Raw genomic sequence first — 12,496 nt, 5'->3', positions numbered from 1 at the left:
TCTCCTGGTGGTGGCCCGGCGCGTTCTTCCGTGCGCGCCGCGGCCGATGGCGCGGATCATAGAAGGCCGGTTGTCGTGTTGTCACGGGCGCTCGGCACAATTGGCCGGGGAATTCGCCCATCACCGTCGACCTTTCCACGCACGGCGCGCTCACCGCAGCTTCGGATTGAGCGCATCTCGCAACCAGTCCCCGAGCAGGTTGATCGCGAGCACGAGCATGGCCAGCGCGATGCCCGGGAAGGCGACGATCCACCACTCCCCCGAGAACAGGTAATTGTTCCCGATCCGGATCAGCGTGCCCAGCGACGGCATCGTCTCCGGCATGCCCGAGCCGAGGAAGGACAGCGTCGCCTCGGTGATGACCGCGAGCGCGAGGTTGATCGTCGCGATGACGAGCACCGGCCCCATCACGTTGGGCAGGACGTGGCGCGCCATGATCACCGGCGCGGGCAGCCCGATCAGCTTGGCCGCGGCGATGTAGTCCTTGTTCTTCTCCACCATCACCGATCCGCGCACGGTCCGGGCGTACTGCACCCAGAACGAGAGCCCGATGGCGAGGACGAGCACGACGAGGATCGTCCCCTCGTCGAGCTGGCCGCCGAGCACCGACTTCGCCACGCCGTCGACGAGGAGCGCGATCAGGATCGCGGGGAAGGTCAGCTGCACGTCGGCGACGCGCATCACCACCGTGTCGACGATGCCGCCGAGATAGCCGGCGAGCAGGCCCAGCGTGATGCCGATGCCGGCGGCGAGGAGGACGCCGAGGAAGCCGACGGCCAGCGAGATCCGCAGCCCGTAGGCGATGGCCGAAAACAGGTCGCGGCCCTGCTCGTCGGTCCCGAGCAGGTAGGGCGCCGTGCCCAAGTCCGCCCAGATCGGCGGCAGGCGCGAGTTGAACAGGTCGAGCTCCGCCGGGTCGAACGGGTTCTGCGGCGAGACCACGCCGGCGAAGATCGCGAGCAGGAGGAAGGCGACGGTGACGACCGCGGCGGCGATGGTCAGCTTCGAGCGCACGAAGCTCGCCACGACGTCGCTGTCGAGGGCGCGGAACAGGAGCGAGGGCTGGCGGTCGATCGCCGCCTTCTCCTCCGTCTCGAGGTCGTTGGCGGGAGCGGGGTTCTGCACGGGCGCGCTCCTCAGGTCGGCGCGCGCAGCGAGCTGCGCAGGCGCGGATCGACGACGGTGTAGAGGATGTCGACGACAAGGTTGATCACCACGAAGATCGCGCCGACGAACATCAGGTACGCGGCCATGATCGGGATGTCGACGTTCTGCACGGCCTGGACGAAGAGCAGCCCCATGCCCGGCCACTGGAACACCGTCTCGGTGATGATGGCGAAGGCGACCACCGAGCCGAACTGGAGGCCGGCCACCGTGATCACGGGGATCAGCGTGTTCTTCAAGGCGTGGCCGAAGTTGATCGCCCGGTCGGTCAGGCCGCGGGCGCGAGCGAAGCGGATGTAGTCGGCGCGCAGCACCTCCAGCATCTCGGCGCGCACGAGGCGCATGATCAGCGTCATCTGGAACAGGCCGAGCGTGATCGCCGGCATGATGATCGCCGCCCAGCCCGACGCGGTGAGGAGACCGGTCGTCCAGCCTCCGATCCGCACCACCTCGCCGCGCCCGAAGGAGGGCAGCCAGCCCAGCGAGACCGAGAAGACGTAGATCAAGAGGATGCCGATGAGGAAGGTCGGCAGCGAGATCCCGATCAGGGACACCGCCTGCAGCAGCTTGGCCAGCGCGCTGTCGCGCCGCAAGGCCGAGTAGACGCCCATCAGGATGCCCACGACCATGGCGAAGATCGTCGCGACGATCGCGAGCTCCAGCGTCGCAGGGGCGCGGCTCGCCAGCATGTCCGAGACCGGCTGGCGGAACTGGTAGGAGATGCCGAAGTCGAACTGGACCGCCTCGACCATGTAGCGGAGGAACTGCGCCGGCACCGGGTCGTCGAGGCCGAGCGCGTCGCGCAGCGCCTCGCGCTCCGCGGCGGGTGTGTCGAGGGAGACGAGCTGGTTGATCGGATCGCCGGCGAAGCGGAACATCGAGAAGGCGATCAGGCCGACTGCGACGAGCACACCGATCGCCTGCAGGACGCGGCGGATGATGAAGGCGAGCATGGGACCGTTTCGAGAAGAGCGGCGGCGGAGGAGGAACGCTCCGCCGCCGCCCGTGACGGGATCGGGCGATCAGTCGCCCTTGCGGGCCCAGTACAGGAGTACCTGGTTGTCGGCACGCTGGACGAGCTCGACGCCGTCCGCGACGCCCCAGGCCAGCGCCTGCTGGTGCAGCGGGACGTAGGCGAACTCGCCCGTGGTGATCTCGTAGGCCTGCTTGATCAGGTCGTTGCGCTTCTCCTCGTCGGATTCGACCAGGATCTGCTCGATCAGCTCGTCGACCGCCTCGTTGCAATAGCCGCCGAGATTAGTCTCGCCGCGCGGCGAGCCTTCGGCGCGGCAGCCGTGCAGGTCGTTGAGCACGTTGTGCGAGTCGAACGTGCCCGGCGTCCAGCCGAGCAGGTAGAACGAGGTGTCGTATCCGCCGGACTTGAGCACCTTGGCGAAGTACTGCGCCTTGGGCTGAGCGTTGAGGTTCACGGTCACGCCGACGCGCGCGAGCATGGACACGACGCCCTGGCAGATCGCCTCGTCGTTGACGTAGCGGTCGTTCGGGCAGTCCATGCCGACCTCGAAGCCGTCCGGATAGCCGGCCTCGGCCAGGAGCTCGCGGGCGCGCTCGGGGTCGTAGGCCGGACGCTCGAACTCATCGGAATGGGCGAACAGCTCGGGGGCGATCATCAGCGCCGACGGCGTCGACAGGCCGCGCATGACCCGGTCGCGGATCAGGTCGGCGTCGATCGCGCGCATGAACGCCTCGCGGACGCGCACGTCCTTGAAGGGGTTCTCGCCCTCGACGTTCGAGTAGAGCAGCTCGTCGCGGTCCTGGTCGAAGCCGAGGAAGATGGTGCGCAGCTCCGGGCCGGTGAGCACGTCGGCCCGGTCGGAGGCGCGCACGCGCTCGATGTCCTGCACCGGCACCGGCTCGATCACGTCGACCTCGCCCGAGAGCAGCGCCGCGACGCGCGTGGCGTCGGATGCGATCGGCGTGAACACGATCTCGTCGAGATTGTGCTCGGGCTCGTCCCACCAAGTGGGGTTGGCCGTGAACACGGTGCGGATGCCCGGCTCGTGCACGGTGATGCTGAAGGGCCCGGTGCCGTTGGCGTTGAGCGCGGCGTGGCTCGGCGTCTCGGCGGACGCCGGCGTCGGCATCTCGGCGCCGAACTCCTGGGCCCATTCCTGATCCATGATGTACCAGGTGTCCCACTGGGCGTTCAGGATCGGGTTGGGGGTCTGGAGCACCACGTCGACGGTGTGGTCGTCGATCTTGACGAAGGTGGCGTCGGCGGGAACGCGGGTCTGGAAGTTGGAGCCGGAGGCGCGCACGCGGTCGGCGGAGAACAGCACGTCGTCGGCGGTGAACGGATTGCCGTTCTGGAAGGTCACGCCCTCGCGGAGCTTGAAGCGCCAGCGCTTGCCGTCGTCGAGGATCTCCCAGCTCTCGGCCAGGCCGGGCTCGATGGCGAGATCCTTGCCGCGCTTGGTCAGGCCCTCGTAGACGTGGCCGAGATGCGCATTCGCGGTCGTCTCGTTGAGCGTATAGGGATCGAGCGACTTGAGGTCGCCCTGGTTCGCGTAGCGCAGGGTCGCGGCCTGCGCGCCGAGCGCCGTCGCGCCGAGCAACGCGGCCGACGCCAGGGCCAGGACTGAGGTGCGATGGGTCATGAGCGGTCGTTCTCCACTGGAACGGGCCCGTCTGGCGCGGGCCTCGTGATCGTGCACGGCCCCGAGAGCGGCGCCGGCTCGACCGCATCCTAGTGCGCCGCTCGCGCCGCGGTCCATAGGTGGCGCGCCGCCTTTTCACGAAGCGGCACACGGCGCGCGACGCTGATGCCGCCGCGGATCGGGCGCGGCTCGCGGGCTTGCGCAGGTGGCTTGTGCAATCGCGCACGCGCGATGTGCCCTCCCGCGAGGCGATGTGCACGATCGCCCAGCGTGAACGCGGCCATTGCTCCGATTGACCCGGGGAGCACCCCTCTGCTTGTCTCGTGCCCGACCCGCCGTCGTCCGTGCGCACCACTCGGTATGCGCGGCGTCGGCCTCGCACCGAGGAACGATCCCATGCCCGTGATCAACCGCGTCGCCGAGATGGCCGACGAGATCGGCGTCTGGCGCCGCGACTTCCACGAGAATCCGGAGCTGCTCTACGACGTCCACCGCACGGCCGGCATCGTCGCGCAGAAGTGCCGCGACTTCGGCTGCGACGAGGTCGTGGAGGGGATCGGCCGCACCGGCGTCGTCGCGGTGATCAAGGGCCGCGCTTCCGGGAGCGGCCGCGTGATCGGCATCCGCGCGGACATGGACGCCCTGCCGATCGACGAGGCCACGGGCCTGCCGCACGCCTCGAGGACGCCCGGCAAGATGCACGCCTGCGGCCACGACGGCCACACGGCGATCCTGCTGGGCGCCGCGAAGTACCTCGCCGAGACGCGCAACTTCGACGGCACGGCGGTGATGATCTTCCAGCCGGCGGAGGAAGGCGGCGGCGGTGGCGACGCCATGGTGAAGGACGGCATGATGGAGCGCTTCGGCATCCAGAAGGTCTACGGCCTGCACAACATGCCGGGCGTGCCCGTCGGCGCCTTCGCGCTGCGACCCGGCCCGCTGATGGCGGCGGCCGATCACTTCGACATCCATGTCGAGGGCAAGGGCGGCCACGCGGCGCGCCCGCACGAGTGCATCGACACGGCGCTCGTGGTCTCCCAGCTCGTCACCGCGCTCCAGGCGATCGTCGCGCGCAACGTCGACCCCTTGAAGAGCGCAGTGATCTCGATCTGCATGATCCGCACGGGCGACACCTACAACGTCATCCCGCAGACGGCGCACCTCAAGGGCACGACCCGCACCCTCGACGAGGACGTGCGCGACCTGTGCGAGACGCGCATCCGGCAGGTGGTCGAAAGCATCTGCGCCGCGCACGGCGCGACGGGCCGCGTGGACTACCGCCGCGGCTACCCCGTCACGAAGAACGACCCGGAGGAGACGGACTTCCTCGCCCGCGTCGCCGAGGCGATCGGGGGCGAGCGATCCGTGGATCTCGGGATCGCGCCGCTGATGGGTGCGGAGGACTTCTCCTACATGCTGGAGACCCGGCCCGGCGCCTACATCTTCATGGGCAACGGCGACACCGCCGGCGTCCACCACCCCGCCTACGACTTCAACGACGCGGCGATTCCCTACGGCGTCTCGCTGTGGGCGAAGCTGGTCGAGACGGCGATGCCCGCCTCCTGACGCGCGGCCGGGGGCCGGCGCCCGCCGCGCTCAGGCGATGGCGCCGGCGGTCCCGCGACCGACGCCCGACCCGTGGCCGGCGGCCTGCGCGCGGCGGCGGTCCTGGGCGGCGACGAGCCGCTCCATCTTGCGCAGGTCGGCGGCGCCCAGCGACATGGCGGCGTCGACCCACATCTCGACGATGTCCACCATCTCCACGAACGGCAGCGGCCGGGCCCGACGCGCGGCCGCGTACATCGCCGCGTGCGCGTTGTGGCGCTTGCAGTTGCGGGCGACGTACGCCTCGACCGCGGCCGCCCCCTCGCCCGGGTCCGCGAGGACGTCGACGAGGCCGAGTTCGGCGAGCTCCTCCGCGTCGTAGAGCCGGCCGCTCTCGATCATCTCGCGCATCGCCGCGCCGGGCAGCTTGCGCGAGAGGAACGAGTAGGCGCCCATGCCCGGGAAGAGGTTGAACAGGACCTCGGGGAAGCCGCACTTCGTGCCGCGCTCCGCGACGACGACGTCGCACGACAGCGCCGCCTCGAACCCGCCGCCGAGCGCGTCCCCCTGGACGAGCCCGATCGTGACGATCGGCAGGCCGTAGTTCTCGTGATTGGCGTAGACGACCTCGATGCACGAGCGCGCATAGGCGGAGAGCCCGGCGCGGTCGCCGGCCTTGATGCAGGCGCCGAACAGGGCGAGATCGCCGCCCAGGTTGAACACGCCTGGGTGGCTCGATCCGACCACGAAGTAGCGGAACGGCGGCACTCCACCGTCGGGCGTGTCGGCGAACAGGGAAACCAGCGAACGCTGCATCGCCTGCAGCCCGCGCAGCAAGCCTGGCGTGTACGACGGACGGCCCGTCGGAGCCATCGTGCACCAGTAGGTCTCGCTCTTCGGATCGAGCCGGACCGACACCTCCTCGAAGCGCTCGGTGCCGACCCGCAGGTGGGCCGGCAGCCCCGCGGCGGCTTTCAGCCCGTCGAGCGCCTCGAGCGGGGAGAGGCGTCGATCGGCCGCCGGCCGGCGCCAGGAGCCACGGGCGATCGGCAGATCGCGGCCGTCACGTCCCTCACGTTGCTCGAGAGCCTCGAAAAGCTCACCGATGGGCTCGGCGCCGCCGAGCACCGCGCGGAAATCCATGATCTGCCTCATCTCGGTGATCGCCCCGTCCAGGGCGCCTCTCCGTCCGTCCGCCCGCAACTAACCATAGGCGGGCTCGAAGGGAAACCGCTCGAATGCGATCGAACGCGGAAAGGTTTCGTTAGGGTTAATCGTGCGTGCCCAGACCACCGAGGCAATTGAAAGCTGCCGGCCGCTGCTTGTCAAACGAAATGCGTAATTCCCCGTAGAGCGCAATGCCCGCTTATCCCTGCCCCGGCCTGGGAAGCGTGGCGACGCACGAAGATCCCGCGGGCAGTGCGCCGCGTCTGCGCGGAATTGTCGCGCTCAGCCGGGTGCTGCGGCGCAATGCGCGCCGGACGGCGCGGCGCCCGATCCGAGCGCGGCGGGCGGCGGCGCGCGGAACGGGTCGAGGGGGCGGCTCGCCCCGATGTCGAGGGCGACGAGGAGCGCGATCGCGGCGATCAGCGCGAGCCCGACGGTGCGACGCTGCGGCATGGCGGAGCCCTCCCCTCTCACCGCGCCGGCTCGAGCCCGGCGGCCCGCCGCGGCGCGGCCTGCAGCCAGGCGAGAAGCCGGACACCCAGGATCGAGCCGGCGAAGGCCGCCGCGAACCACGCCCAGCCGTGCAGCGAGCCCGTGGCGATGCCCGAGAAGAAGGCGCCGACGTTGCAGCCGAAGGCGAGCCGCGAGGCGTAGCCCATCAGCAGCGCCGCCACCACGATCCCGCCGACGAGCCGCGCCGCGGGGCGGGCCGGCGGCGGGTCCATCACCCGGCGCCAGCGCGCGGCGATGAAGGCGCCGGCGACGAGGCCGAGATTGGTGAGCGAGGTCACGTCGGTGAGGATCGAGGAGGCCAGGCGCTCGGCGTTGCCGGGCCCGGCCCAGAACGCCGTCTGGGACAGGTCCGCGCCCGCGGCCGTCGCGACCTTGGCGCCCCACAGGCCGAGCCCGTAGACGATGCCCCAGGGCTGGCCGGCGACGACGAGGTTGAGGATCGCAAGAGCGGCCAGCAGCGCGGCCGCGAGGAAGAGCCGCCCCTGCGGAAGGCGCGCGCCCTTCTCCGCCCGCAGACCCACGACGACCGCCACCGCCGCGAGGCCCGCCAGCGTCGCCGCGAGCGCACCCTCGGCCCCGAGCAGGCCCGAGAGCGTGAGCACGGGGAGCGAGGCGAGGTTCGTCCACCAGGCGAGATGCAGCGTGCCCAGGAACGAGCCGACGATGAAGAAGAGGAGCGCGAGCGCGCCCAGCGCATTGCCCGAGCCGGCGTTGACGAGCGTGCCCGAGCCGCAGCCCATGACGATCTGCATGCAGGCGCCGAAGACGAAGGCGCCGGCGATCATCGCCGCACCGACGGGCGCGTGCGCGCCCATCAGCTCGCCCGGCGCCGCCGCCAGCAGCGGCAGGGCGACGGCGGCCGTGAGCCCGATGGCGAGGAGCTGCGCCATCACGCCCCGCCCGTCGCGGCGCACGACGAGCGCCTTCCACGGCCCGGCGAAGCCGAACCGCAGGCCCTCGAGCGTCAGGCCGAAGCCGACGCCGACGAGGAAGAGAATGGCGAAGCGCAGGCCCACGAACAGCGCGAGGAACGCGGCGACGACGAGGGCGAGGAGGACGAGGCCCGTGCGCGTGAGGAGCATCGGAGGGTCCTTGTCGTGAGAACGGTGCGGCCCGCCGACGGACGGCGGGCCGTTGCTGTCTTCGCGTATCGGCGCAGCCGGTGCCTCAGAGCACGCTCGCCAGCCACTGGCGCGTCGACATCAGGAACCACTCGACGCGGCCGGGCTCGTTGTCGAGCGCACGGCCGGCGTTCGACCACTCGACCACGCTCTCGGGGTAGAGCTTCACCCCCTCGATACCCGCGAGCTCGGAGAGCGCGAACCAGTTCGTCGCCGCCCAGTGGCCCGTGTTGCAGAAGGAGACGAGCGTCGCGCCGTCCGCGAGGCCGGCGCTCTGCGCGATCGCGCGGGCGCGCTCGACGTCGACGACGAGCGGGCCGCCGTCGACGAACCAGGAGGCGTGGCTGAAATTCTCCGCCGTCGGCAGCGTCCCGGGCCGGGCCGCGGCGCCGTGCCAGAGCTCGCCGCGGAAGAAGGGCTCGGGCCGCGCGTCGACGAGCGTGGCGTCGCCGCTCTCGATCGAGGCCTCGATCTCCTGGGCGCTCGCCCGCCAGGTGTCGGAGAGGACTGCCTCGAAGATCGTCGGGTCCGGGCGGACCGGCTCCGTCGACAGCCCGCGCCCGGAGGCGACCCAGCCGCCGACGCCGCCGTTGAGGATGGCAATGCGCTCGACGCCGAGCGACTTCAGCGTCCAGTAGACCCGCGCGGCGGAGCCGAAATCGGAGGAGTCCGCTCCCTGATGCACGACGACGACCGGCGTCTCCTCGTCGATGCCGCTCTCGCCGACGAGGACGGAGAGGAGCGCCGGCTCCGGCAGCGCGCCGGGATTGTCGGTGGGCCCGCGCCATTGCGTGTAGGGCGCGTTGACGGCGCCGGGGATGTGCCCCTGCGCGAACGCCGCCGCGGCGCGGATGTCGAGGACGACGGGATCGACGGTCTCCTCGAGCGCGGCGAGCCGCGCGGGATCGACGAGCCTGTCCCACCCTTCCTGCGCGAAGGCGGGTGCGGCGAGCGCCGTGCCGGCCAGGAGCGCGACGCCGGCAGTGGCGGCGCGTGCGGCGACGGAGAAGCTGAGCGTGTGGGCGGTCATGCGGACCTCCTCGGGAAGCGACGTTGGCGCCGTATATAGGCGCCTATTCCCGCGTTGTCACGCTAATTCTATTATTTCACATTTCCTACCGTGTTTGAGCGCCGGAACCGCCTTGCCGCGGGTCCCGTTCTCTCGGCGAGACCCTGTCACGAGAAGACGGAACACAGCTCCCATGGCCGACTTCCTGCGAATCCTCATCGCCGTCCTGCTGCCGCCGCTCGGCGTCTTCCTGCAGGTCGGCCTGCGCGGCCCCTTCTGGCTCAACATCCTGCTGACGATCCTCGGCTACATCCCGGGGATCATCCATGCGGTCTGGGTGATCGCGAAGTACGGGCCTAGCGCGGAACAACGAGCGAGATCGTGATCCGCGCGTCGTCCAGCGCGAAGGCGAGTCCGCCCTGCGCGAAGGCGCCGCGGACGCGCTCGACGTTCGCCGCGCTGGAGCGCAGCGGCCCGCGGGTCGGGTCCTCCATGCGCTGGATCGTCGGCAGCGAGACGCCCGCGCGGGCCGCGAGGTCGGCCTGCGTCCAGCCCACGAGGTCGCGCCCCGCCTTGATCATCCCACAGGTCAGCATCGTCTCGTCCAGCCGTGTCCGAGCGCGATCCTCGCGCGCGAAGCTCGAGCGGCGCTGACCGGGCAGCCGCGCGCCCGACCCGCGCTCGACCGCCGCGCGCGGCTGGTCTATCCAGTGGCCCGGACGGACCGCGGGAGCCGGGGAGCAGGGGCGGCATGCGCACGATCGAGGACTCTCGCGAGGACCCGCGCGGACGCATCGAGCGGCTCGAGGTGGAGATCGCGGCGCTCGAGGAGAGCGCCGAGCGCTGCGGCAAGATCATGCTCGTCGCCCGGGCGGGCGTCTTCGCCGGCATCGTGATCCTGGCCGCGGCCTTCCTCGGCTTCCTGCGCCTGGGCGGCCTCGCCTTCGTGCTCAGCGTCTCGGCGATCCTGATCGGGATCGTGCTCTACGGATCGAACCGCTCCACCCGCGACACGCTGCGCACCGACATCGCCCGTCGCCGCGAGGCCCGCGATGCGCTCATCGACGCGATCGGGCCGCGGGAGGTGGGGTGAGGCCGAGGTGGAGCGATGGTGATGCGATGCGAGGCGGCAGCGTTCTGACCGAGTACCACTGTCCTCAGGCGACGGCGTCATCCCACATGCACCAGAGATCATGCTCCTCCCAGCCGGGAAAGAAGCCCGACTGCCTCACATCGAGATACGGAGAGCACGGGAGGGTCTGCAGGACGGCGGCAAGCCGCTCCGGCCACCTCGTGGAGGGGTTGAGCGTGCGAAGCAGGAAACGGATCGCAGCCGCGGTTCCATAGAGGCGCGTCTGGCGATGGCAATCGTCCGCGAGGTGATCGAGCATCCGGACGGCGCCCCGCTTCGGAAACCGCGGCTGACGAACGAGGGCACGATTCCAGACGCGTCCATGATGCGCACAGAGATTTCGCAGGTAATTGATGGCTTGCAGCCAGGAGACCATCACCAGCGGATCATTCAAGCCATAAGCTGCGGCCACTTCAGCCTTGTCGGGGTGTCGCATGCCGGCGTAGAAGCGCGTGAGCATTCCGAAATCCCACAGCTCGGCCGCGATCCAGATCGGCATCAGCTCGCCGGGGTATTTCGCCCGGAAATGCTTGGCGAACTGCTCGTCGGATCGAGCAGCGACTTCGTCGAGCTTGCGTAGCCAAGCCTGGTGGGGAACAAGTCCGGTTCGGCGGTCGACGCGCCGGGCGAACAGCCCGTCGAGGAGGCCGGGATCTCGATGCGACCACGGGTCTCTCCGACCCATGTGCAGGACGATGCTCGTTCTTACGCCCACTTCGACGCGCTCGATCGCGTCGAGCATGGCGAGCCTGAGCTTCTTGTCGAAAACGTACAGGTCCACGACCTGACCGAACTCGGCTCCCGGCTTGAAATCGTCACCGACCGCCGAGCCCTGCGCACCCTCTTCGCCCGCACGACGTGACGTCCTCAGCGGGTACCAGTACCCGCTCAAGCGATAGTACCCGATGCGCTGGAGATACGCCGTAGCTCGACCGTCGTCCGAAACTGCGAGCCCGCGGGCTTTCAGCTTCTGGAGCTGATCATCGACGGCCAGGTACGGCTTGGTGTAGAGCATCTCGCCCTTCTACCAGAGGCCGGTCAAAAAAGAAGACCGACCCTTGAGCTTGCGCATCAGAGGGGCCGGCCATGACTGCCAATATCTAATTGCTCGGCCACCGCCGGTCAAGTCGATTGGGCGCGCGCGACGCCGGTCGCCGCCGGGGACCCGGAGGGTTCAGAGGTCGACCCCGTCCACCTCCCGCGACAGCCGCCCGACGATCGTCTCGATACGCGGCAGGTGCGGGTGGATGGCGAGCGCACGCTCGAAGCTCTCGAGCGCGCCGCGCTCGTCGCCGGCCTGCATCAGCAGGTTCCCGAGCCCGGCCCAGGCGGCGAAATGACGGGGCTCGAGGGACACGACGCGGTAGATGTCGGCGATCGCCGATGCCGGGTCGTCGAGCATGGTGAAGGCGATCGCCCGGCGGTTCCACGCCTCGGCCCAGCCCGGCTCGATAACGAGGATGCGGTCGATCAGCTCGATGGCGAGCGCGGGATCGCGGGCGCGCATCGCCTCGCGGGCGCGGTCCATCAGCAGGTCCGCCGTGGGCGAGCCGGATTCGAGCCAGCGCCGCTGGATGAGGAGCGCCACGCCGCGCGCCTCCGCTGCGCTCTCGGTGCGGGCGAGACGTGCGAAGAGCTGGTCGACGCGCCCGTCCGGCGCGGGCTCGGCCGCGCGGGACCCGCCGGCTTCCGGCCCCTCGGCGTGCGCACGGGGGACCGCCGCGACGAGCGCGGCGGCGACGCCGCAGGCGAGAAGCGTGGCACGAAAACGACGCATGCCGGATGATCGCCTCATCCGGCACGTGTCGTCAATCGCGTCGTCCCGCCGTCCGCCTGCGGCGGAAAGCGGCGGGGCTGCGCTCGCGGCGCGGCGTCGCGTCCTCAGCCCTGGCGGGCCTTGAAGCGCTTCTGCGTCTTGTTGATGATGTAGACGCGGCCCTTGCGGCGCACGATGCGGTTGTCGCGGTGGCGCGTGCGCAGGGACTTCAGCGAGTTGCGGATCTTCATGGTAGGCTCTCCTCGGCGCGCTTCGCGCCCGACGCCGCCTGCGGCCGCCTCGAACGCCCGAATCGCCGGAGGCGACGTCAGGGACGCGAGGACCACCCGCACGCGGCGCCCGCGTGACGTTGATGGGGGCAATACCCAAAACGCGCCCGCTGGTCAACGCCCGCGCGGGCGCATCCGGCACTTGACGCCCCGCCCTCCAGGCGCTTGATCAGCGCGACGC

The 12,496-nt window shown here is 70.4% G+C and carries 14 protein-coding genes; 3 read left to right on the top strand and 11 right to left on the bottom strand.

The window, feature by feature from the left end; translation table 11 throughout:
• Positions 1 to 150: 150 nt before the first annotated feature.
• The 3 genes from G407_RS0106045 to G407_RS0106035 form a co-directional block, all read right to left on the bottom strand.
• The gene (locus G407_RS0106045; protein WP_029030092.1) at positions 151 to 1,074 is read right to left on the bottom strand and encodes an ABC transporter permease; all 924 of its coding nucleotides are present in this window, start codon (positions 1,072 to 1,074) and stop codon (positions 151 to 153) included.
• Positions 1,075 to 1,136: 62 nt separating this feature from the next.
• Positions 1,137 to 2,117, bottom strand: coding sequence for an ABC transporter permease (locus G407_RS0106040; protein ID WP_029030091.1), 981 nt, complete (start codon positions 2,115 to 2,117; stop codon positions 1,137 to 1,139).
• Between the two features lie 69 nt (positions 2,118 to 2,186).
• Complete coding sequence (locus G407_RS0106035) at positions 2,187 to 3,782, bottom strand: ABC transporter substrate-binding protein (RefSeq protein WP_029030090.1); 1,596 nt, start codon at positions 3,780 to 3,782, stop codon at positions 2,187 to 2,189.
• A gap of 396 nt (positions 3,783 to 4,178) precedes the next feature.
• On the opposite strand from G407_RS0106035, the gene G407_RS0106030 reads away from it, so the two are divergent.
• A complete protein-coding gene (locus G407_RS0106030) occupies positions 4,179 to 5,348 on the top strand; it encodes a M20 aminoacylase family protein (RefSeq protein WP_029030089.1) in 1,170 nt (389 codons plus the stop codon).
• Positions 5,349 to 5,378: 30 nt separating this feature from the next.
• Here G407_RS0106030 and G407_RS26035 read toward each other — a convergent pair whose 3' ends face one another.
• From G407_RS26035 to G407_RS26025, 4 genes are all read right to left on the bottom strand, one after another.
• Positions 5,379 to 6,482: a crotonase/enoyl-CoA hydratase family protein gene (locus G407_RS26035; RefSeq protein ID WP_245259025.1), complete on the bottom strand. Its 1,104-nt coding sequence runs from the start codon at positions 6,480 to 6,482 to the stop codon at positions 5,379 to 5,381.
• A gap of 294 nt (positions 6,483 to 6,776) precedes the next feature.
• The gene (locus G407_RS32005) at positions 6,777 to 6,947 is read right to left on the bottom strand and encodes a hypothetical protein (RefSeq protein WP_169728762.1); all 171 of its coding nucleotides are present in this window, start codon (positions 6,945 to 6,947) and stop codon (positions 6,777 to 6,779) included.
• 17 nt (positions 6,948 to 6,964) lie between these two features.
• Positions 6,965 to 8,089, bottom strand: a complete 1,125-nt coding sequence (locus G407_RS26030) for a YeeE/YedE thiosulfate transporter family protein (RefSeq protein WP_052341007.1) — start codon at positions 8,087 to 8,089, stop codon at positions 6,965 to 6,967.
• Between the two features lie 85 nt (positions 8,090 to 8,174).
• Entirely contained in the window at positions 8,175 to 9,158 is a 984-nt protein-coding gene (locus G407_RS26025) for a sulfurtransferase (RefSeq protein ID WP_052341006.1), read from the bottom strand.
• Positions 9,159 to 9,330: 172 nt separating this feature from the next.
• Between G407_RS26025 and G407_RS0106005 the strand changes: the two genes are divergently transcribed.
• The gene (locus G407_RS0106005; RefSeq protein WP_029030088.1) at positions 9,331 to 9,522 is read left to right on the top strand and encodes a YqaE/Pmp3 family membrane protein; all 192 of its coding nucleotides are present in this window, start codon (positions 9,331 to 9,333) and stop codon (positions 9,520 to 9,522) included.
• Here G407_RS0106005 and G407_RS0106000 read toward each other — a convergent pair.
• Positions 9,494 to 9,733 (bottom strand): helix-turn-helix domain-containing protein, encoded by a 240-nt coding sequence (locus tag G407_RS0106000; RefSeq protein WP_029030087.1) that lies wholly within the window; start codon positions 9,731 to 9,733, stop codon positions 9,494 to 9,496. The genes G407_RS0106005 and G407_RS0106000 overlap by 29 nt on opposite strands.
• A 155-nt stretch (positions 9,734 to 9,888) precedes the next feature.
• Here G407_RS0106000 and G407_RS26020 point away from each other — a divergent pair, with 155 nt between their 5' ends.
• Positions 9,889 to 10,230, top strand: coding sequence for a hypothetical protein (locus G407_RS26020; protein WP_043539035.1), 342 nt, complete (start codon positions 9,889 to 9,891; stop codon positions 10,228 to 10,230).
• A 64-nt stretch (positions 10,231 to 10,294) separates the two neighbouring features.
• On the opposite strand, the gene G407_RS26015 is transcribed toward G407_RS26020, so the two are convergent.
• From G407_RS26015 to ykgO, 3 genes are all read right to left on the bottom strand, one after another.
• The gene (locus G407_RS26015; RefSeq protein ID WP_043539033.1) at positions 10,295 to 11,284 is read right to left on the bottom strand and encodes an Abi family protein; all 990 of its coding nucleotides are present in this window, start codon (positions 11,282 to 11,284) and stop codon (positions 10,295 to 10,297) included.
• Between the two features lie 159 nt (positions 11,285 to 11,443).
• Positions 11,444 to 12,046 (bottom strand): tetratricopeptide repeat protein, encoded by a 603-nt coding sequence (locus G407_RS0105985; protein WP_029030086.1) that lies wholly within the window; start codon positions 12,044 to 12,046, stop codon positions 11,444 to 11,446.
• A 104-nt stretch (positions 12,047 to 12,150) separates the two neighbouring features.
• Complete coding sequence (ykgO, locus tag G407_RS0105980) at positions 12,151 to 12,276, bottom strand: type B 50S ribosomal protein L36 (RefSeq protein WP_029030085.1); 126 nt, start codon at positions 12,274 to 12,276, stop codon at positions 12,151 to 12,153.
• Positions 12,277 to 12,496 lie beyond the last annotated feature (220 nt).

It is taken from the genome of Salinarimonas rosea DSM 21201, assembly GCF_000429045.1.
Classification (GTDB): domain Bacteria; phylum Pseudomonadota; class Alphaproteobacteria; order Rhizobiales; family Beijerinckiaceae; genus Salinarimonas; species Salinarimonas rosea.
This window is presented reverse-complemented; position numbering and strand designations above follow the sequence as displayed.

Excerpts from the sequence above, each read along its gene's own strand:
- G407_RS0106040 (WP_029030091.1), bottom strand. The coding sequence starts at position 2,117 with ATGCTCGCCTTCATCATCCGCCGCGTCCTGCAGGCGATCGGTGTGCTC.
- G407_RS0106035 (WP_029030090.1), bottom strand. The coding sequence starts at position 3,782 with ATGACCCATCGCACCTCAGTCCTGGCCCTGGCGTCGGCCGCGTTGCTC.
- G407_RS0106030 (WP_029030089.1), top strand. The coding sequence starts at position 4,179 with ATGCCCGTGATCAACCGCGTCGCCGAGATGGCCGACGAGATCGGCGTC.
- G407_RS26035 (WP_245259025.1), bottom strand. The coding sequence starts at position 6,482 with ATGAGGCAGATCATGGATTTCCGCGCGGTGCTCGGCGGCGCCGAGCCC.
- G407_RS32005 (WP_169728762.1), bottom strand. The coding sequence starts at position 6,947 with ATGCCGCAGCGTCGCACCGTCGGGCTCGCGCTGATCGCCGCGATCGCG.
- G407_RS26030 (WP_052341007.1), bottom strand. The coding sequence starts at position 8,089 with ATGCTCCTCACGCGCACGGGCCTCGTCCTCCTCGCCCTCGTCGTCGCC.
- G407_RS26025 (WP_052341006.1), bottom strand. The coding sequence starts at position 9,158 with ATGACCGCCCACACGCTCAGCTTCTCCGTCGCCGCACGCGCCGCCACT.
- G407_RS0106005 (WP_029030088.1), top strand. The coding sequence starts at position 9,331 with ATGGCCGACTTCCTGCGAATCCTCATCGCCGTCCTGCTGCCGCCGCTC.
- G407_RS0106000 (WP_029030087.1), bottom strand. The coding sequence starts at position 9,733 with ATGCTGACCTGTGGGATGATCAAGGCGGGGCGCGACCTCGTGGGCTGG.
- G407_RS26020 (WP_043539035.1), top strand. The coding sequence starts at position 9,889 with ATGCGCACGATCGAGGACTCTCGCGAGGACCCGCGCGGACGCATCGAG.
- G407_RS26015 (WP_043539033.1), bottom strand. The coding sequence starts at position 11,284 with ATGCTCTACACCAAGCCGTACCTGGCCGTCGATGATCAGCTCCAGAAG.
- G407_RS0105985 (WP_029030086.1), bottom strand. The coding sequence starts at position 12,046 with ATGCGTCGTTTTCGTGCCACGCTTCTCGCCTGCGGCGTCGCCGCCGCG.
- ykgO (WP_029030085.1), bottom strand. The coding sequence starts at position 12,276 with ATGAAGATCCGCAACTCGCTGAAGTCCCTGCGCACGCGCCACCGCGAC.